This is a genomic window from Streptomyces sp. NBC_00086 (genome assembly GCF_026343255.1).
Taxonomy (GTDB): Bacteria; Actinomycetota; Actinomycetes; order Streptomycetales; family Streptomycetaceae; genus Streptomyces.
On the sequence record NZ_JAPELZ010000001.1, the window covers coordinates 2,212,846 to 2,234,510 of the forward strand.

At 71.5% G+C, this 21,665-nt stretch carries 15 protein-coding genes; 4 read left to right on the top strand and 11 right to left on the bottom strand.

Annotation, left to right across the window (positions count from 1 at the left end; genetic code table 11):
• Positions 1-139: 139 nt before the first annotated feature.
• The 3 genes from OG276_RS09600 to OG276_RS09610 all read right to left on the bottom strand — a co-directional run bounded on the left by OG276_RS09600 (position 140) and on the right by OG276_RS09610 (position 6,062).
• Positions 140-1,585, bottom strand: a complete 1,446-nt coding sequence (locus tag OG276_RS09600; protein WP_266904043.1) for an aldehyde dehydrogenase family protein — start codon at positions 1,583-1,585, stop codon at positions 140-142.
• A gap of 470 nt (positions 1,586-2,055) precedes the next feature.
• Positions 2,056-3,633: a PucR family transcriptional regulator gene (locus tag OG276_RS09605; protein WP_266904044.1), complete on the bottom strand. Its 1,578-nt coding sequence runs from the start codon at positions 3,631-3,633 to the stop codon at positions 2,056-2,058.
• A gap of 164 nt (positions 3,634-3,797) precedes the next feature.
• Entirely contained in the window at positions 3,798-6,062 is a 2,265-nt protein-coding gene (locus OG276_RS09610; protein ID WP_323182324.1) for an ATP/GTP-binding protein, read from the bottom strand.
• 435 nt (positions 6,063-6,497) lie between these two features.
• On the opposite strand from OG276_RS09610, the gene gabT reads away from it, so the two are divergent.
• The gene (gene gabT, locus OG276_RS09615) at positions 6,498-7,832 is read left to right on the top strand and encodes a 4-aminobutyrate--2-oxoglutarate transaminase (RefSeq protein ID WP_266904046.1); all 1,335 of its coding nucleotides are present in this window, start codon (positions 6,498-6,500) and stop codon (positions 7,830-7,832) included.
• Positions 7,833-8,258: 426 nt separating this feature from the next.
• A complete protein-coding gene (locus OG276_RS09620; RefSeq protein ID WP_323182325.1) occupies positions 8,259-8,831 on the top strand; it encodes a phosphatase PAP2 family protein in 573 nt (190 codons plus the stop codon).
• On the opposite strand, the gene OG276_RS09625 is transcribed toward OG276_RS09620, so the two are convergent.
• From OG276_RS09625 to OG276_RS09660, 8 genes are all read right to left on the bottom strand, one after another.
• A complete protein-coding gene (locus tag OG276_RS09625) occupies positions 8,816-10,627 on the bottom strand; it encodes a chitinase (protein ID WP_266904048.1) in 1,812 nt (603 codons plus the stop codon). The two genes, OG276_RS09620 and OG276_RS09625, sit on opposite strands and share 16 nt — an antisense overlap.
• Positions 10,628-10,778: 151 nt before the next feature.
• Entirely contained in the window at positions 10,779-11,243 is a 465-nt protein-coding gene (locus tag OG276_RS09630; RefSeq protein ID WP_266904049.1) for a hypothetical protein, read from the bottom strand.
• 195 nt (positions 11,244-11,438) lie between these two features.
• Positions 11,439-12,857 (bottom strand): FAD-binding oxidoreductase, encoded by a 1,419-nt coding sequence (locus OG276_RS09635; protein ID WP_266904050.1) that lies wholly within the window; start codon positions 12,855-12,857, stop codon positions 11,439-11,441.
• Between the two features lie 22 nt (positions 12,858-12,879).
• Complete coding sequence (locus OG276_RS09640) at positions 12,880-13,686, bottom strand: ABC transporter permease (protein ID WP_266904051.1); 807 nt, start codon at positions 13,684-13,686, stop codon at positions 12,880-12,882.
• Entirely contained in the window at positions 13,686-14,615 is a 930-nt protein-coding gene (locus OG276_RS09645) for an ABC transporter permease (protein WP_243337601.1), read from the bottom strand. The genes OG276_RS09640 and OG276_RS09645 overlap by 1 nt, the downstream gene beginning before the upstream one ends.
• The gene (locus OG276_RS09650) at positions 14,612-15,763 is read right to left on the bottom strand and encodes an ABC transporter ATP-binding protein (RefSeq protein WP_266904052.1); all 1,152 of its coding nucleotides are present in this window, start codon (positions 15,761-15,763) and stop codon (positions 14,612-14,614) included. The genes OG276_RS09645 and OG276_RS09650 overlap by 4 nt, the downstream gene beginning before the upstream one ends.
• 83 nt (positions 15,764-15,846) lie before the next feature.
• Complete coding sequence (locus tag OG276_RS09655) at positions 15,847-17,097, bottom strand: spermidine/putrescine ABC transporter substrate-binding protein (protein ID WP_266904053.1); 1,251 nt, start codon at positions 17,095-17,097, stop codon at positions 15,847-15,849.
• Positions 17,098-17,148: 51 nt separating this feature from the next.
• A complete protein-coding gene (locus OG276_RS09660) occupies positions 17,149-18,675 on the bottom strand; it encodes a gamma-aminobutyraldehyde dehydrogenase (protein ID WP_266912651.1) in 1,527 nt (508 codons plus the stop codon).
• A gap of 194 nt (positions 18,676-18,869) precedes the next feature.
• Between OG276_RS09660 and OG276_RS09665 the strand changes: the two genes are divergently transcribed.
• Positions 18,870-19,421 (top strand): NADAR family protein, encoded by a 552-nt coding sequence (locus OG276_RS09665; RefSeq protein WP_266904054.1) that lies wholly within the window; start codon positions 18,870-18,872, stop codon positions 19,419-19,421.
• Positions 19,422-19,870: 449 nt separating this feature from the next.
• Complete coding sequence (locus tag OG276_RS09670) at positions 19,871-21,499, top strand: TROVE domain-containing protein (protein ID WP_266904055.1); 1,629 nt, start codon at positions 19,871-19,873, stop codon at positions 21,497-21,499.
• The last annotated feature ends 166 nt before the right edge of the window (positions 21,500-21,665 follow it).

The window sequence follows — 21,665 nt, forward strand, 5'->3', positions numbered from 1 at the left end:
CCGCGGCCTGCCGCTCAGGTGGGCCGGGGCCCCGGGGGCTCCCGGTGACGGGTCCCGGTGGACCCCACGGCAAAAGGAGACGGCCGGAGCCCCCGCACAGTAGGCTCCGGCCGTCGGCTTGGTGGCCGTACGAGTTCGGTCAGATGTCGAGGCCGCTGAGGACCAGGACCCGCTCGTAGGTGTAGTCGTCCATCGCGTAGCGCACGCCCTCGCGGCCCACACCGGACTGCTTGACGCCGCCGTACGGCATCTGGTCGGCGCGGTAGGAGGGGACGTCGCCGACGATCACGCCGCCGACCTCCAGCTCGCGGTGGGCGCGGAACGCGGTCTGGATGTTCCGCGTGAAGACGCCGGCCTGCAGACCGAACTTCGAGTCGTTGACCGCGGCGAAGGCCTCGTCGGTGTTCTCGACCCGGCGCAGGGTGAGGACCGGTCCGAAGACCTCCTCGGTGGCGAGGGTGACGCCCTCGGGCACCTCCGCGACGACGGTGGGCTCGTACGAGGCACCCTCGCGCTTGCCGCCCGTGAGCAGCTTGGCTCCGGCGGACACGGCCTCGTCGACCCAGGACTCGACCCGCTTGGCGGCGTCCTCGGAGACGAGGGGGCCGACGTCGGTGGCGGAGTCGTTCGGGTCGCCGGTGACCTGCTCGCGGACCTTGGCGACGACCTTCTCGACGAGGCGGTCGTAGACCGTCGCGTCGGCGATCACGCGCTGCACGCCGATGCAGGACTGGCCGGCCTGGTAGTTCGAGAAGGTCGCGATGCGGGTCGCGGCCCAGTCGAGGTCGGCCTCGGAGGACCAGTCCTCCAGGACCACGGCCGCGGCGTTGCCGCCGAGCTCCAGGGTGCAGTGCTTGTGGGGCACGGCCTGCTGGATGGCGTAGCCGACCTTGTCCGAACCGGTGAAGGAGATGACGGGCAGGCGCTCGTCCTTGACCAGCTCCGGCATCTTGTCGTTGGCGACGGGGAGCACGGACCAGGAACCGGCCGGCAGGTCGGTCTCGGCGAGCAGCTCGCCGAGGATCAGACCGGAGAGCGGGGTGGCCGGGGCCGGCTTCAGGATGATCGGCGCGCCGACGGCGATGGCGGGGGCCACCTTGTGGGCGCACAGGTTCAGCGGGAAGTTGAAGGGCGCGATGCCCAGGACCGGACCCTTGACGAAGCGGCGGGTCAGGGCCAGGCGGCCGACGCCACCGGCGTCGGTGTCCAGGCGCTGGGCCTCTCCGCCGTTGAAGCGGCGGGCCTCTTCGGAAGCGAAGCGGAACACGGACACCGCACGGCCGACCTCACCGCGGGCCCACTTGATCGGCTTGCCGTTCTCGGCGGAGATCAGCAGCGCGATCTCCTCGGTGCGCTCAGCGAGCCGGCGGGCGACGTGGGCCAGGGCCTCGGCGCGCACGTGGGCCGGGGTGGCGGAGAACTCCGCGGTCACGGCGTACGCGGCGGCCACGGCCTCTTCGACCTGGGCGTCGGTCGGGACGCTCACGGTACCTACGAGGCGGCCGTCCCACGGGGAGTGGACGTCGAAGCTGTCGTCGCCCGTGGCCTGGCGGCCGGCGAGCCAGAAGGCGTGGGTGGAAGTCATGCTGATCCCGGCCCTTCGGAGTGTGTGCGGTGGGTCCTTGTCCCCTCCACCGTAGGACTCCGCCGGGGATTCGGCGTTTGTCCGGGGTGGAGTACGTGCGTGGCGCGGCGCGCCGCTTTGTCAGTGTCGGGGCGGCCGCCGCCCGTGCGGGGCCCTGCCGGGGGCTTGTACGGGCCCCGAGCGGCCCTGCTGCGCGGGGCGGGCGGGGCTCGGCTGCGCCGCGCTGGCCCCCGCTGCGCGGGGCGGTGTCCCCTACCCGCCCTTCGCCCGTTCCCTGGGGCTCCGCCCCAGACCCCGCGCCTCAAACGCCGGCGAGGCTGGATCTTCCAGCCCGTCCGGCGTTTGAGGACCGGGTCCGGGCAGCGCCCGGGGAACGGGCGAAGGGCGGGTAGGGGACACCGCCCCGCAGGGCCGAACCACCCGCACCCGCCACCGCCGGACGGAGTCCGCGCAGCGGTGCGAGGAGCGCGTCAGGAAGGACTGGTGGCCTTCAGGGCGAGCCACAGCTCCATGCGGACGTCCGGGTCGTCCAGGGAGCGGCCGAGGATCTCCTCCACGCGGCGCATGCGGTAGCGCAGGGTGTGGCGGTGGACACCGAGGTCGGCCGCCGCCGCGTCCCACTGGCCGTGGCGGGAGAGCCACGCCTGCAGGGAGGCCACCAGGTCGCCCCGGCCCTTCTCGTCGTGCTCGCGCAGCGCCCGCAGCGTGCCGTCCGCGAAGGCCCGTACCGCGTCGTCGGCGAGCAGGGGCAGGACCGAGCCCGCAGCCATGTCCTCGTGTTCGACCATGGGGCGGCCGCGCCGCCGGGCCACGGCCAGGGCCTGGTCGGCCTGTTTGAAGGCCGCCGCCACGCCGGAGGCCACCGCGGGCGCCGACAGGCCGAGGACCAGCTCGTCCGGCTCCGGTTCGCCCGACTCCCGGCCGCGCCGGGATTCCAGGGCCTCCGCGTGTTCCGCGCACGCCTGGACCGCCGACCCCCCGTCGGCCGCCAGGACCACCAGCCGGCCGGGCTCCGGCACCACCAGCAGGGTCTCCCCCGTGCGCGCCGCCGCCGACTCCACGGCGTCGGCCAGCAGCGCCAGGCCCTCCGGCTGGGCCGTGCCCGCCAGGGCCGGTTCCGCCACGAGGATCCGGAACGGCGCGTCGAGCAGGGCCCCGTACAGGTCCCCGGCCACGGCCTGGGCGTGCTCCGCCTGGCCGGCGAGCAGCATGCGCAGTACGGCGGCGCCGAGCCGGGACTCCGCGTCGTGCAGGGAGCGGGAGCGTTCGGTGGTGAGGGTCAGCAGGGCCACCGCGGAGTGGACGGCGTACCGCTCCGCCGTGCCGAGCGGGGCCCCGGTACCGACCGCGAGGGCTCCGCGGGCCCGCCGCCCGGTGCCCAGCGACTGGAGTTCGACCCGGTCCTCGGAGCCGCCGACCACGGCGCTGGCCGGGGCGGGCCGCTCCCGCAGCCGTTCCACGTCGGGGGTGAGCCGGGCGGCCCGGCGCGCGGCCCAGTCGGGCGCGGCCGCGACGACGGCGCCCGAGGTGTCGTACAGGGCGGCCCAGCCGTGCACGTGCGCCGCCAGCTTCGTCAGCAGCTCGGCGGGCCCGTCGGCCGACAGAGCGGCCCGGGTCAGCTCGCGCTGCGCCTCGAAGCCCGCGGTCACGGCCCGGTACTGGTCGGCGGCGAGGGCGGCGGAGACGGCCTTGCTGATGGCGAGGAACGGGGTGCGCCGGGGTACCTCCAGCAGCGGCAGGTCCTCGGCGGTGGCGGCTTCCACGAGCGCCTCGGGCACGGCGTCGTAGTTCACGCCGATGGCGAAGCCGATGCCGACGACCCCGGCCGCCGCGAGCCTGCGGACGTAGCGGCGCATCTCCTCGGGGTCCTCCGCGTCCAGCTTCATCGCGGTGATGAGGAGGAGCTCCCCGCCCTCCATGTAGGGGACGGGGTCGGCGAGCTCACTGACGTGGGCCCAGCGGACGGGGGTGTCGAGGCGGCCCTCCCCGGCCCGGACGCTCAGTTTGAGCGCCGAGTGCTGGACGAGCGAGGCGAGGGTGAGCGGCATGGGTACCGGGGCGCCTTAGGTCGAGGAGGGGGTTCGGCGGCGAGGTGCCGACGGAGGATTCTCGCCGTGGACCACCACCGCGGATTTCGCCGTGTCGTACGAACGGCTCTCTTGATTCTGCCACCCCGTACGGGTTCGCCTCCTCCCGGCGACGCCCCCCACCTTCAGTCCTGCCCCCCGAGCCGCACCAGCAGCGGGGCGGCCCGCTCGCCGCGGACGGAGGTGAGGGAGAGCACGGCGTGGCCGGGGGGCACGGTGTTGGCAAGGGCCGAGGCCGACCACCGCTCCCGCTCCACGTTCCGCACGGTGACCGCATCCGTGGTGACGGCCTTGCCCGTGATCACCTTGCGCACGGCGTGCACGGCCCGGGTGAAGGGCTGGTCGGCATAGACCGTCCGGCTCGTGACGTCCCGCGTCTCGACCAACTCGGTTCCCCAGGCATCGGCGAACCACTTGCCGTCCCAGGTGGTGACCCCGGAAAAGGCCACCCGGCAACCGACCGATCCGAGGAGCGGGGTGCGCAGCCCTTCCGGTACGTCTTCCAGGGTGCGCAGCGCCAGCAAGACCCCCGCGTTGGCCGAACGGAGTCCCTGCATGCTGCGCACGGCCTCGGCGGTGACGGCGTGCGAAGCGTCGTCGAGGGCCAGGAGGGCGAACAGCGAGCGGTCGGCGCGGGCCGCGGCCGCCGCGTTGAACTGGGCGAGGAGCAGCCGGGCCAGCATCCGGGAAGCGTCCGGATGACCGCGCTCCGGGAGGTCCACACGCACCCGCACCGGGTGTTCCAGGGCGCGGAGGGAGAAGGGCCGTCCGCCGCCGGTGGTGTCGAAGAAGCCGTGGAACGCCGGCCGGTCGAGCAGGGCCGCCCTGTCGGCGAGAGCCGGTCCCGGGTCTCCGTGGACGCCGTGCTGCCGCGCCCGGGCATCGAGCTCGCGCAGCATGGCCTGCTGCCCGGAACGCTCCAGCTCGTGACGCAGCGCCTCGAGCGCCGCAGGCAGCAGCTCGAGCAGCGCACGCAGCTCGGGCACGGTCGGGAAGCGGCCGTACGCGGCATGGAACGGGCCGAGGATCTGGGCGAGCGCCGTCGCCGACCGGCGTACGTCGACGCCCGGCAGGTCGCCCACGAAGGCTTCCGCGAGGAAGGAAGCCGCCTCGTCGGAGTCGGCCGTCCCGCCGTAGAGGTCGAGATCGTGGACGGACTCCGGGTCGCCCAGGCGCACCACGATGTCGTAGGCGTCGTCGGGTCCGAGTCGGGTTCCCGCGGCGCCGACGGCGATCACGGCCGCCTGCCCGGCCAGCGCCTGGAGGGCCAGCGACTCCACCACCGGCCTGACCAGCCGGTGGGTCTTGCCCGAGCCCGAGGGGCCGACGGCGAGGACCGACGTGCCCAGCACAGCGGGGTCGAGGGCCAGCCCGGTCCCGCGGCGCTCGTGAGGGTTCGGCTCGACGCCTGTGACCCGGCCGAGCCAGACCTGCCCGACGGTCAGGTCGTGGGAGGCGGCACGAACAGGCAGATCACGGGCTCCCGACGGATGGCCGCAGGCGGCCGCACCCTTGGCCCGTACGGCTTCCTCGAAAGCGGGGCGCCGCGAGGGATCGGCCCTCACGGACTCCCAGGCCCGCCGGATCCGTGCGTGGTCGACGTCGTTCATCCGCCCCTGGTGGACTTCTGCCGCCAGCCGGTCCGCGGTCGCCGCCAGCCCGGCGGCACGCAATTGCGGCCAGCCGGCCGGCGAGTCCGGGCCATCCAGGTCCACTGCCTGCGGGGCATCGGCAGGAACGGCAGAGGAGCGGAGGCCGTTCAGCAAGGCAGCCCAGCCGCCGAGGCGGGCGAAGTAGAGGCCGACGGGTGCGTAGATCAGTACGTAGAGAACATTCGTGACCACCGCACCGCCCGTTTCGCCGAGCTCCGGATACGGCAGGTGTCCGAAGGCCAGCGGATAGACCATGAGGATCGGGGTCGGGTTCTGGATCAGCCAAACGACGACGAAGGCTCCTGCCGCGGCACCCACCGCGCGCTGCCAAGGGCCGCGGGCAGCAATCAGCTGGTCGAAGGCGGTCCGCCAGCCTCCCAGCTTGGCAAAGCCGAGGAACAGGCCCACGGTAACCAGCAGCTCGTAGAACTCACGGGCCGCCATGCCCCTGTGGTCGATCGGCTCCTTGACGAGATTGCCCTTCCACCAACTGTCGGGGGTGAAGTAATGGAGCGGGGATCCTTCGATATCGAAGGGGAGGCTCTTATCGAGGAAGGCCTGCCAGCACACGAAGAAGACGAGGAATGAGACGACGACCCGCGTGATCAGCACCCGGCCGTTGGTGTCCTGCTTCGGTGCGGCCGGAATGTAGGCGTAGCGCCAGATGCCGGGCTTCGCCTCAGGTCGCGGGGCGCTCAGCCAAGCGGCGAAGGGAGTCGCTGCGGGACTTGTGGTCACGCCTGCGGCACTCCCCGGCGCGTACCCAGGCGGTGGCGGGGCCGTGACCGGTCGCGGCGGCGTGGGCGGCGGGCCGGCTGGCCGGGGGATGTGGGGACCGCCGGCCCCCACATCGGGCGAGCCGCCGTAACTGCCGCGGTCCCCGCCGTGCGTGCCGTCGGTGTCCATGTAACCCCTGCCCCCTGCCCGTTACCGCGCTGCCCAGCGCTGCCCTGCACCACGCTGCGCGCTCAATCTAGTGGCCGTCGCCGCCCCGCGGCCCGTACCCCGTCATGATCCACAGGACATGCGCGGATTCCTTCCTATGGCCGTCACGGACAAGGACACGCGGGCACCACTCCCGAACGGAGCATGCAGGACCACGCCTCCCGGGCCTAGCCTGCGGACAAAGACACAAGTGCGTCCGAAAACACCCCCACCCCCCAGGAGCCCCCTATGACCGCTGTCCCGCAGGAGCGCCGCATCGTCACCGCGATCCCCGGCCCCAAGTCGCAGGAGCTTCAGGCCCGCCGTCTGTCGACGGTGGCCGGTGGCGTGGGCTCCGTGCTTCCCGTCTTCACGGCCCGCGCGGGTGGCGGCATCATCGAGGACGTCGACGGCAACCGCATGATCGACTTCGGTTCCGGCATCGCCGTGACCTCGGTCGGCGCCTCCGCCGAGGCCGTCGTGCGCCGCGCCGCCGCGCAGCTCGCCGACTTCACCCACACCTGTTTCATGGTGACCCCCTACGAGGGCTACGTGGAGGTCTGCGAGGCCCTCGCCGAGCTCACCCCGGGTGACCACGCCAAGAAGTCGGCGCTGTTCAACTCCGGCGCCGAGGCCGTCGAGAACGCCGTCAAGATCGCCCGTTCGTACACCAAGCGCCAGGCCGTCGTCGTCTTCGACCACGGCTACCACGGCCGTACGAACCTCACGATGGCCCTGACCTCGAAGAACATGCCGTACAAGCAGGGCTTCGGCCCGTTCGCCCCCGAGGTCTACCGCGTCCCGGTCGCCTACGGCTACCGCTGGCCGACCGGCGCCGAGAACTGCGGCCCCGAGGCCGCCGCCCAGGCGATCGACAACATCGTGAAGCAGATCGGCGCCGAGAACGTCGCCGCGATCATCATCGAGCCGGTCCTCGGCGAGGGCGGCTTCATCGAGCCGGCCAAGGGCTTCCTGCCGGCGATCGTGAAGTTCGCCAACGACAACGGCATCGTCTTCGTCGCCGACGAGATCCAGTCCGGCTTCTGCCGCACCGGCCAGTGGTTCGCGTGCGAGGACGAGGGCATCGTCCCCGACCTCATCACGACCGCCAAGGGCATCGCGGGCGGCCTGCCGCTCGCCGCCGTGACCGGCCGCGCCGAGATGATGGACTCCGTGCACGGCGGCGGCCTGGGCGGCACCTACGGCGGCAACCCGGTGGCCTGCGCCGGTGCGCTCGGCTCCATCGAGACCATGAAGGAGCTCGACCTCAACGCCGCGGCGAAGAAGATCGAGTCCGTCATGAAGGCCCGCCTGACGGCCATCCAGGAGAAGTACGACATCGTCGGCGACATCCGCGGCCGCGGCGCCATGATCGCGATCGAGCTCGTCAAGGACCCCTCCTCCAAGACCCCGAACCCGGAGGCGGCCGCCGCGCTCGCCAAGGCCTGCCACGCCGAGGGCGTCCTCGTCCTCACCTGCGGCACCTACGGCAACGTGCTCCGCTTCCTGCCGCCGCTCGTCATCGGCGAGGACCTGCTGAACGAGGGCCTGGACGTCATCGAGGCCGCGTTCGCGACCCTCTGATCGAACGTCTGACACAGGCGCTAGAACGCGGGGACGCGATCCTCGATCACCGCGCGGTCACTACCGCGGGTAACGGGCGGGCGCTGTGAAGAAGGTGTGGGGGGCCGATGGCGGGAGCGTTTTCCTGCTGTCGGTCCCCCTTTCGCTGCCGTACGGTTTCTGCAGATGAGTGAGACACCCCGCTTCCGGGAAATCGGAGGCGACACCAGTACCGGGCTTCCCCAGCGCCGCACTGGGCATGCGTTCGCGCACACTCCTCAGCGATCGGACGGCCGCACGCCCCAAACCCCCCGGGGCGCCCGGCAACCCGATCCGGCCGGCCGCCCCGGAACCACCCCCCCTGTTCCGGGGCGGCCGGCCACTCTCCTCTACGGCCTGGGCGCACTCTGCGTCACGCTCTTCGCCCTGATCACCTGGCAGGTCCTCGTGTCCGGCCCCCTGCTGGTCCCGGACGCCGCCCTCAGCCGGGCCCTCGTGCGCACCGTCCCCGACGCGGTCACCCAGCGCCTCTCCGACTTCGGCAACGTGCCGGTCGCGGTCCCCGTCCTGCTCCTCGCGGTCCTCTACGCCGTCCGGCGCGGCAACCGCCGGGGCGCGGCGGCCGCGACGCTGGCCATGGCCCTGGTGCCGGCCCTGGTCGTCCCGCTGAAGGAGTGGACCGGCCGGCCGGGCCCCCTGGAGCCCTGGGCCTCCGGCTACTACCCCTCGGGCCACACGGCCACCGCGTACGTGGCGTACGTGGGCGCGGCCCTGCTCGTGCGCCCGTACACCCGGGGCCGCTGGCCCCTGCTCCTCGCGGCCGCCCTCACCGCCCTGACGGCGACGGGGCTGATCCTGCGCGGCTACCACTGGCCCCTGGACGTCCTGGCCAGCCTCCTGATGTGCACGCCGCTGCTGCTCGCGGTGCGCGCCGCCCGTAACGCGGCGGCGGGGCCGGGGCACGTGCGCCCCGGCCCCGCCGTGTCCGGTGGTGACGGCGCCGGTCAGCCGCCGAAGTAGGCGTCGAAGTTCTTCGAGAACTCCCAGTTGCCGAAGCGGTCCCAGTTGATCGACCAGGTCATCAGGCCGCGCAGGGCGGGCCAGGTGCCGTGGGTCTGGTACGTCCCGCAGCTGGTCTTCTTCGTCAGGCAGTCCAGTGCCTTGTTGACCTCCGCCGGGGAGGTGTGGCCGTTGCCCGCGTTGGTCGTGGCCGGCAGGCCGATGGCGACCTGGTCCGCGCGCAGGGCCGGGAAGACGCGGGCGGTGTTGCCGGCCACCGGGAAGCCGGTGAGCAGCATGTCCGTCATGGCGATGTGGAAGTCGGCTCCGCCCATGGAGTGGTACTGGTTGTCGAGGCCCATGATCGAGCCCGAGTTGTAGTCCTGGACGTGGAGCAGGGTGAGGTCGTCGCGCAGGGCGTGGATGACCGGGAGGTAGGCGCCGGCGCGCGGGTCCTGGCCGCCCCAGGGGCCGGATCCGTAGTACTGGTAGCCGAGCTGGACGAAGAAGGTCTCGGGGGCCATCGTCAGGATGAAGTCCGGGCCGTACTTGGCCTTCAGGGTCTTCACGGCCGAGATCAGGTTGACGATCACCGGGGTGGTGGGGGCGCGGAAGTCGGTGTCGCCCGTGGCCAGGGAGAGGGAGTGGCCCTCGAAGTCGATGTCGAGGCCGTTGAGTCCGTACTCGTCGATGATCTTGCCGACGGAGGAGACGAAGGTGTCGCGGGCGGCCGTGGTGCCCAGCTGGACCTGGCCGTTCTGGCCGCCGATGGAGATCAGGACCTTCTTGCCCGCGGCCTGCTTGGCCTTGATGGCCGCCTTGAACTCCGCGGCCGATTCGACGGTCGGGCACTCGCTGACCGGGCAGAGCTGGAAGCGGATGTCGCCGGAGGTGACCGAGGTGGGCTCGCCGAAGGCCAGGTTGATGACGTCCCACGAGGCGGGTACGTCGGCCATCCGGACGTAGCCGGAGCCGTTGGCGAAGCTGGAGTGCAGGTAGCCGACCAGGGCGTGGGCGGGCAGCCCCGGGTTGCCGGGGTTGCCGCCGCCACCGGGCGTGGTCACGGGGACGGCCGCGCTCTTGGCGGATTCGCCGGCCGCGTTGACCGCGCTGACCTGGAAGGAGTAGGTCGTGGAGGCGGTGAGGCCGGTGACCGTCGCCGAGGTGGTGCTGACGGTGGTCGGGTTCGCGCCGTCCCGGTAGACCTTGTACGAGGTGGCCCCGGTCGCGGCCGCCCAGGAGAGGCCGACGGTGGTGGAGGAAGGGGCCGACGCGGTGAGCCCGGTGGGGGCGGCCGGGATCTGGGGGCCGGGTCCGGAGCCGCCGGGGTCGGGGCCGACGAGGGTCACGTCGTCGGTGAACTGCGGCGGCTGGCCGTACCAGCCCTGCGTGTACACGGTCACCGAGGTGGTGCTCGCGCCGGTACGGAAGCTCGTGCTCAGCTGCTTCCAGGCACCCGGGGTCTGCGTCCAGGTCTGCGGGTCCGTGGTCCCGGTGCCGGTCGCGCCGAGGTAGACGTACGCGCCCTGCACCCAGGCGCTCAGCGTGTACGCGGAGTCGGGCTTGACGGTGACGGTCTGGGAGCAGCGGGCGTTGTCCTGCCCGGCCGGGGTGCCCTTGAGGGCGGAAGCGCCGCCGTGCACCGGGGTGCTGACGGCGGCTCCGCTGCCGGCCGAGCAGCTCCAGCCGTCGAGGCCGACTTCGAAGCCGCCGTTGCGGATGAGGTCGGCGTCGGCCGCCGCGGCGGGCTGGCCTGCGACGAGGAGGCCGGCCGCCGCGAGGGCGGCGGCGGTAAGGAGGGACAGCGCGGAGCGCATGACGGTGGGTCTGGCGGGGCGGGTGGGGCCGGCAGGACGAGTGGGGCGCACAACTGCCTCCGGTGCATGGGGGGATGGAGCCGGGCCGCTGGTGGGGAAGCGGTGGGGGAAGGCACAGCGGCGCCCAAGATGGTCCAGACCAATGCCCTTGTCAAGACTTCCCGCCTCCCCGCCCCACGACGCGTGCCGCCGCCTCGTGCATCGCGAGTTCCAGCACCGCCGGATCGGTGAGCGTGCCCTGCCCGTCCGGGACCACCAGCCAGCGGACCCCGCCCGTGGCCCGGCCGGGGTACGGGACCACGATCCAGGTCCCGTGCCCGGCTCCCCGTACGCCCGTCCCGAGCCAGCGGGACGCCGTGCCCGGGGGCACGAAAAAGCCCAGCCTGGAGTCGCCGAAGTCGGCGAGCACCGGGCCGGGCCGCTCCAGCAGCGCGTCCAGTACTTCGAGGGTGGTGTGCCCCAGCTCCCCCGGCAGGATCAGCACGTCCCACCGGCGGCCGGCGGGCAGGAGGGCGACCCCGAGGGGGTTGCGCTCCCACTCCCACCGGCAGGCGTCCGGATCGGGCGCCACCGAGACCAGCCAGTCCACTGCCGTTTTGTCCCCCGGGATCGTCATCGCCCGGCCTCCGCTCTCTGTGTGAGGTGAAGCGTTCTCACAGGAGAGAGCGGGGCCGGGCGCAGGTATGACGCGGGTTTCGTTACTCCGTGGTAGTGAAGCAGGTCACACTGCCCGGGGCGATGTGCGCCCGGGGCGTGCGGAGGTCGCTTACCCGATCAGCGCACCGGCACGCCGGCGCGCCACCGTCCGGGCTCAGCTGTCGAAGCCGAGACCGAAGCGGTCCAGCGTCTTGAGCCACAGGTTGCGGTGCCCGCCCATCCGGTCCGCCCGGGCCAGCGACCACTTCGTCATCGTGATGCCGGTCCAGGCGAAGGGCTCCGGCGGGAAGGGCATCGGCTTCGAGCGGACCATCTCCAGCTCCGTGCGCTCGGTCTTCTCCCCCGCCAGGAGGTCGAGCATCACGTCGGCTCCGAAGCGGGTGGCTCCGACGCCCAGTCCGGTGAAGCCGGCCGCGTAGGCCACCTTGCCCGCGTGCGCGGTGCCGAAGAAGGCGGAGAAGCGCGAGCAGGTGTCGATCGCCCCGCCCCAGGCGTGGCTGAATTTCACCCCTTCCAGCTGCGGGAAGCAGGTGAAGAAGTGCTCGGCGAGCTTGAGGTACGTCTCGGGCCGGTGGTCGTGCTCGGCGTCGAGCTTGCCGCCGTACGGGTAGATCGCGTCGTAGCCGCCCCACAGGATCCGCCGGTCGGGGGTGATCCGGAAGTAGTGGAACTGGTTGGCGCTGTCGCCGAGGCCCTGCCGGTTCTTCCAGCCGACCGAGGCGAGCTGCTCCTCGGTCAGCTGCTCGGTCATCAGCGCGTAGTCGTAGACCGGGACGGTCAGCGGGCGCACCCGCTTGACCAGCGACGGGAAGATGTTGGTGCCCAGCGCCACCCGGCGGGCGAAGATCCGCCCGTACGGGGTGCGCACGGCCATCCCGGCTCCCGAGCCGGTCAGGTCCAGCCCGCGCGTGTTCTCGTAGATCCGTACGCCCAGCTCCATGCAGGCCCGCTTCAGGCCCCAGGCGAGCTTCGCCGGGTTGAGCATGGCGACGCCGTCGCGGTCCCAGATCCCGCCGAGGAAGGTCGGGGAGTCGACCTCGGCCCGTACGGCGTCCGCATCCAGCCATTCGGAGCGGCCGGCGAGGCCGAGCCGCTCGGCCTCGGCGTGGAACTCGCGGAGCTCCGCGACCTGGTGCGGCTCGGTGGCCACGTCGATCTCGCCGCTGCGTTCGAAGTCGCAGTCGATGCCGTAGCGGGCGACCGCCTCCTCGATGGCGTCGAGGTTCCGGGCTCCGAGGTCTTCCAGCTTGGCGAGCTCGTCCGGCCAGCGGGCCATCCCGTTGGCGAGGCCGTGGGTGAGGGAGGCGGCGCAGAAGCCTCCGTTGCGGCCCGAGGCGGCCCAGCCCGCCTCGTGGCCCTCGATCAGTACGACGTCCCGGGCGGGGTCGCGCTCCTTGGCGAGCAACGCGGTCCACAGGCCGCTGTAGCCGCCGCCGATGACGAGCAGGTCGCAGTGCTCGTCCCCGGTGAGGGCGGGCTCGGCGGCGGGCTTGCCGGGGTCGTCCAGCCAGTACGAGACCGGCTTCGCTTCGGAAAGAGATCGTGCAGCGGTGCGCATGGCGTCTGGGGCCATGTCTTCCAACTCCCTACAGGTGTTACTTGGGCTGTGCTTTCTTGCGGCGGTTGGCGACCATCTGGCCGGCCAGCACCACCAGGACCGCGATGACGAACATCGCGGTGCCGATGACGTTGATCTGTACAGGCGTACCGCGCTGGGCCGATCCCCACACGAACATGGGGAAGGTGACGGTGTTGCCCGAGTTGAAGTTGGTGATGATGAAGTCGTCGAAGGAGAGCGCGAAGGAGAGCAGCGCGCCCGCCGCGATGCCGGGGGCCGCGATCGGCAGGGTGACGCGCAGGAAGGTCTGCACGGGTCCGGCGTAGAGATCGCGGGCCGCTTCCTCCAGGCGGGGGTCCATGGAGAGCACCCGGGCCTTGACGGCGGCGACGACGAAGCTGAGGCAGAACATGACGTGGGCGATCAGGATCGTCCAGAAGCCGAGCTGGATGCCCATGTTGAGGAAGAGGGCCAGCAGGGACGCGGCCATCACGATCTCGGGCATGGCCATCGGCAGGAAGATCAGCGAGTTGACCGCGCCGCGACCGCGGAAGCGGTAGCGGACCATCGCGAAGGCGATCGCGGTGCCCAGCACGGTCGCGCCGATGGTGGACCACAGCGCGATCTGCAGCGACAGGGACAGCGACCCGCACATGTCGGCGACCCCGCAGGGGTCCTTCCACGCGTCGAGGGAGAACTCCTGCCAGGCGTAGTTGAACCGCCCGGTGGGGTTGTTGAAGGAGAAGACCGTGACGACGACGTTCGGCAGGATCAGGTACGCGAGCGTGCCGAGCCCCGCGATCACGACGAAATGGCTGCGCAGCCAGGTGGTGGCGCTCTTCATCAGACCAGGTCCTCCGTCCCCGCTCGGCGGATGTAGATGGTGACCATGACGAGCACGATGGCCATGAGGATGAAGGACAGGGCGGCCGCGGTCGGGTAGTCGAGGATGCGCAGGTACTGCGACTGGATGACGTTGCCGATCATGCGGGTGTCCGTGGAGCCGAGCAGTTCGGCGTTGACGTAGTCGCCGCTCGCCGGGATGAAGGTGAGCAGGGTTCCGGAGACCACGCCCGGCATGGACAGCGGGAAGGTCACCTTGCGGAAGACCGTGGCGGGACGGGCGTACAGGTCCCCGGCCGCCTCGTGGAGGCGGGTGTCGATGCGCTCCAGCGAGGTGTAGAGCGGAAGGATCATGAAGGGGAGGAAGTTGTACGTCAGACCGCAGACGACCGCGAGCGGCGTGGCGAGCACGCGGTCGCCCTCGGTCATGCCGAGCCAGCTGGTGACGTCCAGGAAGCCGACCGTGTTGAGCACGTCGACCACCGGGCCGCCGTCGGCCAGGATCGTCTTCCAGGCGAGGGTGCGGATCAGGAAGCTGGTGAAGAACGGGGCGATGACCAGCACCAGCAGCAGGTTGCGCCAGCGGCCCGCCTTGAAGGCGATCAGGTAGGCCAGCGGATAGCCCAGCAGCAGGCACAGCGCGGTCGCGGTGCCGGCGTAGAGCAGGGAGCGCAGGAACTGCGGGTAGTACTCGGTGAAGGCGTCCCAGTAGGTCTGGAAGTGCCAGGTGACCTTGAAGCCCTCTTCGAGGGAGCCGGTCTGCACCGAGGTCGAGGCCTGGTAGATCATCGGCAGCACGAAGAAGACGAGCAGCCACAGGATGCCCGGGAGCAGCAGCCAGTACGGGACCAGGCGCTTCTTCAGGGACGGCTTGTGGACCGGGGGCTCGGCGGATACTGCGACCTCGGGCAGGGTCGCGGGGGCCGTCACGCTCCCTCCCCGACCGTCTCGATGCCCGCGTCGATGTCCTGGGCCGCGTCGAGACCGAAGGTGTGGTCCGGGTTCCAGTGCAGTATCACGTCGGCGCCGGGGGTGAGGCGGGCGTCGCGCTCGATGTTCTGCACGTACACCTCCAGCTCCGGGCAGACCGGGCTGTCGATGACGAACTGGGTGGAGACTCCGATGAAGGAGGAGGCCACGATCTTGCCGGCGACCTTGTTGCGGCCGGTCTCGATGGTGTCCTCGGCGTCCGCGTGGACCAGGGAGATCTTCTCCGGGCGCACCCCGACCAGCAGCTTGCCGCCGGCGCGGGGCGTGGTCGAACATCGCGACGCCGGGACGCGCAGCTTGGTACCGGCCGAGGAGACCACGACGTCGGACGCGCCGGCTTCCAGGACCTCGGCCTCGATGAGGTTGGAGGTGCCGAGGAAGTTCGCCACGAAGGTCGTCTTCGGGTTCTCGTAGAGCTCGGCGGGGGCACCGAGCTGCTCGACGCGGCCGCCGTTCATCACGGCGACCGTGTCGGCCATGGTCATGGCCTCCTCCTGGTCGTGCGTGACGTGCACGAAGGTGATGCCGACCTCGGTCTGGATCCGCTTGAGCTCCAGCTGCATCTGGCGGCGCAGCTTGAGGTCGAGGGCGCCGAGCGGCTCGTCGAGGAGCAGTACCTGCGGGTGGTTGATGAGCGCGCGGGCGACGGCGACGCGCTGCTGCTGGCCGCCGGAGAGCTGGTGGGGCTTGCGCCGGGAGAACTGGCCGAGCTGGACCAGCTCCAGCATGTCGTCGACCTGCTTCTTGACCGACTTGATGCCGCGGCGGCGCAGCCCGAAGGCGATGTTCTCCGAGACGTCGAGGTGCGGGAAGAGGGCGTAGCTCTGGAAGACCGTGTTGACCGGGCGCTTGTACGGCGGCAGGTGGGTGACCTCGCGGTCGCCGAGGCTGACGGTGCCGGTGGAGGGCTCCTCCAGGCCGGCGATCATGCGCAGGGTGGTGGTCTTCCCGCAGCCCGAGGCGCCGAGCAGGGCGAAGAAGGACCCCTGGGGGATGGTGAGATCCAGCGGGTGCACGGCGGTGAAGGATCCGTAGTGCTTGCTGATCCCGGCGAGGCGGACGTCGCCGCCTTCGGTCTTGTCAGTCATGGGCCTGGGCCTTCGGTGGTGTGTCGTGGAAGGGGCAGGTGCCGGTTCGGGTGTCTTCGCCGGTGGGGGCGCGGCGGGACCCGTCAGGCTCCGATGAGCTTGGCGAACTTCTCCTCGTACGCCGTCTCTTCCTCGCTGGTGAGGGAGCGGAAGGCGTGCGACTTGGCGGCCATCGCCTTGTCGGGAACGATCAGGACGTTGTCCGCGAGCTCCGGGTCGATCTTGGCCAGCTCGTCCTTGACGCCCTCGACGGGGCAGACGTAGCTGATGTAGGCGGCCAGCTGGGCGGCGACCGGGGGCTCGTAGTAGTAGTCGATGAGCCGCTCGGCGTTGGCCTTGTGCCCGGCCTTCACGGGGACCAGCAGGTTGTCGCTGGAGGTGATGTAGCCGGGCGCCGGGATCGCGTACTGGATGTCCGGGTTGCCGGCCTGCAGCTGGATGACGTCGCCGGCCCAGGCCAGGCAGGCTGCGAGGTCGCCCTTGTCGAGGTCCGCGGTGTAGTCGTTGCCGGTGAAGCGGCGGATCTGCTTCTTGTCCACGCCCTTCTGGAGCCGGCCGATCGCCTCGTCGTAGTCGGCGTCGGTGAACTTCGCCGGGTCCTTGCCCTGGTCGAGCAGGGTCATGCCGACGCTGTCGCGCATCTCGGTGAGGAAACCGACGCGGCCCTTGAGGGAGGGGTCGTCCAGCATCTGCGTGACGGAGTCGACCTTCTTCCCGCCGGTCGCCTTGGTGTTGTAGGCGATGACGGTGTTGATGCCGGTCCACGGGTAGCTGTACGCGCGGCCCGGGTCCCAGTCGGGGCTGCGGAACTGCGGGATCAGGTTGGCGTAGGCGTGCGGGAGCCGGGAGGGGTCCAGCTTCTGCGCCCAGCCGAGCCGGATGATGCGCGAAGCGAGCCAGTCGGTGACGACGATCAGGTCACGGCCGGTGTCCTGGCCCGCCGCGAGCTGCGGCTTGATCTTGCCGAAGAACTCGACGTTGTCGTTGATGTCCTCGGTGTACTTGACCTTGATGCCGGTCCGCTTGGTGAACTCCTCCAGCGTGGGACGGGACTTCTCGTCCTCACTGGTGTCCATGTACTCGGTCCAGTTGGAGAAGTTGATCTCCTTCTCCTGAGCCGAGTGGTCGTCGGAGGCCGCGGCGGTGCCCTCCGCGCGCTTGGCCGGCGGAATGCCGCAGCCGGCCAGCGCGGACAGGCCGCCGAGGGTGAGCGCTCCGACTCCGGAGGCGCGCAGCACGGAGCGGCGGGTGAGGGCGCCGCGCCCGGTGGTGAGGCTGCGCCGCATAGCGGCGAGTTGCGCCGCCGAGAGGCGGTCGGGCTCGAACTGCTCCATGGGAGGTGCCCTTTCGGGATGGGTGCGGGCCGCTGGTCGGGCGGCTACTGGTTATCTGTCCCCGAAGATCGTGCGGTGCCAGTCCTTCGCCGCCACCGCGGTGTTGTCGTACATCACGTGCTTGACCTGCGTGTACTCCTCGAAGGAGTAGGTGCTCATGTCCTTTCCGAAGCCACTGGCCTTGTAGCCCCCGTGCGGCATCTCGCTGATGATCGGGATGTGGTCGTTGACCCAGACGCAGCCCGCCTGGATCTCGCGGGTGGCGCGGTTCGCCCGGTACACGTCACGGCTCCAGGCGGAGGCGGCGAGACCGTACGGGGTGTCGTTGGCCAGCGCGATGCCCTCGTCGTCGGTGTCGAAGGGCAGGACCACCAGGACCGGCCCGAAGATCTCGGACTGGACCACCTCGCTGTCCTGGGCGGCGCCGGAGATCAGCGTGGGCCGGTAGTACGCACCGTCCGCGAGCTCCCCGCCGGGGATCTCCCCACCGGTGACGACGGTGGCGTACGCGCGGGCGCGCTCGACGAAGCCGGCGACCCGGTCGCGGTGGGCGTGCGAGACCAGCGGGCCCAGGTCGGTCGACGGATCGAAGGGGTCTCCGACGCGGACGGTCTCCATCAGCTCGGCGACCCGGGCGACGAAGGCGTCGTGGAGGGGGCGCTGGACGTAGGCACGGGTGGCGGCCGTGCAGTCCTGGCCGGTGTTGATCAGGGAGGCGGCGACGGCTCCGTTGGCGGCGGCCTCCAGATCGGCGTCGTCGAAGACGAGGAAGGGGGCCTTGCCGCCGAGCTCCAGGTGGAGCCGCTTGACGGTGGCGGTGGCGATCTCGGCGACCCGCTTGCCGATGGCGGTGGAGCCGGTGAAGGAGGTCATGACCACGTCCGGGTGGCCCACCAGGTGCTCGCCCGCGTCCCGGCCGGCGCCGGTGACGATGTTGACCACGCCGTCGGGCAGGCCCGCGTCCTTGGCCGCCTGGGCGAACATCAGGGAGGTCAGCGGGGTGAGCTCGGCGGGCTTGAGGACGATGGTGTTGCCCGCGGCGATCGCCGGGAGGATCTTCCAGGCGGCCATCTGCAGCGGATAGTTCCACGGCGCGATGGAACCGACGACCCCGATCGCCTCGCGGCGTACGTACGAGGTGTGGTCCCCGGAGTACTCGCCCGCGGCCTGCCCCTGGAGGTGGCGCGCGGCGCCCGCGAAGAAGGCGGTGTTGTCGATCGTCCCCGGGACGTCGAACTCGGTCGACAGCTTGACCGGCTTGCCGCACTGCAGGGACTCCGCGTACGCGAACTCCTCGGCCCGCTCGGCCAGCACTGCGGCCAGCCGGTGCAGCGCGTCGGAGCGCTCCCCGGGGGTGGCCCCCGACCAGCCGGGGAAGGCCCGCTTGGCGGCGGCGACGGCGGCGTCCACGTCGGCGGTGGAGGCCAGCTCGTAAGTGAGCACCCCCTCGCCCGTGGCGGGGTCGACCACGGTGTGTGACCGACCCGAGGTGCCGGGCCGCAGCTGCCCGTCGATGTACTGCGCGCCTTCGGCGAATCGGTCCTTGACCTGGACCTTGACCTGGAAGCGGTTGCCCATCACGCTCTCACGCTCTCCGTAGCTACAGTTCGAGCTACAGCTCGAATTGAGTGCCGATCCTGGCAGAGGTACACCCCTCGGCCAAGTGATTCCGTTGTTGCCTTTTGATTACGCGACGGAATCGGTCGACCATGTGTCGAGGCGCGCCCGAAATCCCGTACGAAGTGTCCGGTGCTCCTGCGAGACTCACATGCATGGAGATGATCGAGGAACTGATCGGGCAGGTCAGCCGGGGTGAGAGGCTGAAGTTCCTGCCGTTCTGGGGACACCGTCCGCGACCCGACGGCACGCTCGGACCGAGCTGCCTCAGTCAGTGGTGGCCGTCCGAGTTCACCGTGGGTGACGTGCGGTACGCGACCGCCGAGCACTGGATGATGGCCGGAAAGGCGCGCCTGTTCGAAGATCCCGAAGCCGAGCGGGCGGCGCTGGAGGCGAAGACTCCGGCCGAGGCGAAGAAGGCCGGGCGGCTGGTGCGCGGCTTCGACAACGCGGTGTGGGAGCGGGAGCGGTTCGCGCTGGTGGTGGAGGGCAGCGTGCACAAGTTCGGCTCCGATCCGGCGCTGGCCTCGTACCTGCTCTCGACCGGGAACCGGGTCCTGGTGGAGGCCAGCCCGATGGACCGGATCTGGGGCATAGGGCTGGCCGCCGACGACGAGCGCGCGCTGGACCCGGCGCGCTGGCGCGGCCTGAACCTGCTGGGCTTCGCGCTCATGGAGGCGCGCGAGCGGCTGCGGGCGGGGCTTTAATCGCTCGCGGCCGCCGGGGGTGTGCGTCTAGCGTGATCCTTGTCCAGGTGCGCAGGCGCGACCTACTTCGACTCATAATCGGGCGGCCGCGGGTTCGAGTCCCGTCACCGGCTTCGGGCCGGTGTAGCTCAGTTGGTAGAGCACCTTGTGGTTTCGCCGACCTCGATCTCTGGACACCCACGTTCGCACCTCCCGGTGCGCAGGCCACGGCTACTTCTTCCACGAAACAACGCCGCGGCCACTTCTTCCTCGGGAGGCGCACGTGCGGAGTGCCCGGTGCGCAGGCAACGGTTACTTCCGGATCAACGTGTCGCGGGTTCGAGTCCCGCCCGGCTCCGGCCGGTAGCTCAGTTGGGTAGAGCAGTCGACACAGTCCGTCGCCGACTTCGATCTCGGGCATTCCGCACGTCACGCCTCCCCCGCTTTCCACTGAATTCGGGGGGATTCACATGGCTCGTTTCAACCTGCTCCGCTCCAAGGCGCCGCCCACCGCACCCGCGGCGTCCACCGCACCCACCTCACCGGTCCGCTCGACCGGCCGCCGCGCCGCCAACGCGCAGGGCAGCCCCGGCTTCGTCCGCGATCCGCGCTCCGAGCTGTTCCTGCTCGCCGTCGCCAACTTCGTGACGCAGCAGACCGCCTACGAGTCCGGCGGGGCCCGCGACGACCGGTTCGGCGCGCTCGTGCGCACCCTTGCCGTGGAGGATCCCGAGTGGACCGCCGGCCTGCTCGGCTGGCTGCGCCGCGACGGCAACATGCGGACGGCTTCGCTCGTCGGAGCCGCCGAGTACGTCAAGGCGCGGCTCGACGCCGGAGCGACCGGGGGGCCCTCGAACCGGCAGGTCGTGGACTCCGTACTGCTGCGCGCGGACGAGCCCGGCGAGCTGCTCGCCTACTGGACCGCCACGTACGGGCGGGGCGTGCCCAAGCCCGTCAAGCGCGGGATCGCCGACGCGGTGCGCCGCCTCTACTCCGGCAACGCGCTGCTGAAGTACGACACCGCCTCCCGGGGATACCGCTTCGGCGACGTCCTCAACCTCGTGCACGCCTCCCCCGACCCGGACAAGCCCTGGCAGGGCGAGCTGTTCCGGCACGCCCTCGACCGCCGGCACAACCCGGAGACCGCCGAGGTCCCGCCGGGCAACCGCACCCTGCTCGCGCACCGGGCCCTGATGGAGCTGCCCGTCGCGGAGCGCCGGGCCGTGGTCACCGCCCCGGACGGCGCCGAGCGGCTCGCCGCGGCGGGCATGACCTGGGAGGCGTTGGCCGGCTGGCTGCAGGGGCCGATGGACGCGGCCGCCTGGGAGGCGGTCATCCCGTCCATGGGCGCGATGGCGCTGCTGCGCAACCTGCGCAACTTCGACCAGGCCGGAGTCTCGGACGAGGTCGCCGAGCGGGTCGCGGCGAAGATCTCCGACCCGGAGACCGTCGCCCGGGCCCGGCAGTTCCCCTTCCGCTACCTGGCCGCCCACCAGCACGCGCCCTCGCTGCGCTGGGCGTACCCGCTGGAGCGGGCGCTGGGCCACTCCCTGGCCCACGTACCGGCGCTGCCGGGGCGGACGCTGGTCCTGGTGGACCGGTCCGGGTCGATGTGGGCTCCGCTGTCGGACCGCTCGCAGCTCAACCGGGCCGACGCGGCGGCCGTCTTCGGCACGGCGCTGGCGCTGCGCGCCGAGGACGCGGACCTGGTGCAGTTCGGCTCCACGAGCAAGGCGGTCGACTACCGGCGGGGAGAGTCGGTGCTGAAGGTGCTGGAGCGGTTCGAGGACCTCGGCGGCACCTGCACGACCAAGGCGGTGGCCGCGCACTACGCGGGGCACGACCGGGTCCTGATCGTCACCGACGAGCAGACCACGTACTCCTACGGCGGCGATCCGACGGCCCTGGTGCCGGACACGGTCCCCGTCTACACCTGGAACCTCGCCGGGTACCGGGTGGGCCACGCGCCCTCCGGGTCCTCGAACCGGCACACCTTCGGCGGGCTCACCGACGCGGCCTTCCGCATGGTGTCCCTGATCGAGGACGGCCGGGACGCCAGGTGGCCCTGGGAGACCGGTCGGGCGGACGCGGCCGCCTGACGGCTCGGCGCGAGGGGCCGGGCCGGGACGTGGGCGCCCCGGCCCGGCCCGGCCCGGCGGCGTCTGCCCCGGCAGCGGCGCCCAGGGTCTCGCGACTCGGGGCTCTGACCGGTCATACGGCGCCCCCTCTCGTACGGCCATGCTGAGCGCTCCCTCCGACAAGCCC

Coding starts and splice junctions, on each gene's coding strand:
- OG276_RS09655 (WP_266904053.1), bottom strand. CDS start 17,097: ATGGAGCAGTTCGAGCCCGACCGCCTCTCGGCGGCGCAACTCGCCGCT.
- OG276_RS09665 (WP_266904054.1), top strand. CDS start 18,870: ATGGAGATGATCGAGGAACTGATCGGGCAGGTCAGCCGGGGTGAGAGG.
- OG276_RS09630 (WP_266904049.1), bottom strand. CDS start 11,243: ATGACGATCCCGGGGGACAAAACGGCAGTGGACTGGCTGGTCTCGGTG.
- OG276_RS09650 (WP_266904052.1), bottom strand. CDS start 15,763: ATGACTGACAAGACCGAAGGCGGCGACGTCCGCCTCGCCGGGATCAGC.
- OG276_RS09660 (WP_266912651.1), bottom strand. CDS start 18,675: ATGGGCAACCGCTTCCAGGTCAAGGTCCAGGTCAAGGACCGATTCGCC.
- OG276_RS09635 (WP_266904050.1), bottom strand. CDS start 12,857: ATGGCCCCAGACGCCATGCGCACCGCTGCACGATCTCTTTCCGAAGCG.
- gabT (WP_266904046.1), top strand. CDS start 6,498: ATGACCGCTGTCCCGCAGGAGCGCCGCATCGTCACCGCGATCCCCGGC.
- OG276_RS09600 (WP_266904043.1), bottom strand. CDS start 1,585: ATGACTTCCACCCACGCCTTCTGGCTCGCCGGCCGCCAGGCCACGGGC.
- OG276_RS09625 (WP_266904048.1), bottom strand. CDS start 10,627: ATGCGCTCCGCGCTGTCCCTCCTTACCGCCGCCGCCCTCGCGGCGGCC.
- OG276_RS09605 (WP_266904044.1), bottom strand. CDS start 3,633: ATGCCGCTCACCCTCGCCTCGCTCGTCCAGCACTCGGCGCTCAAACTG.
- OG276_RS09640 (WP_266904051.1), bottom strand. CDS start 13,686: ATGAAGAGCGCCACCACCTGGCTGCGCAGCCATTTCGTCGTGATCGCG.
- OG276_RS09670 (WP_266904055.1), top strand. CDS start 19,871: ATGGCTCGTTTCAACCTGCTCCGCTCCAAGGCGCCGCCCACCGCACCC.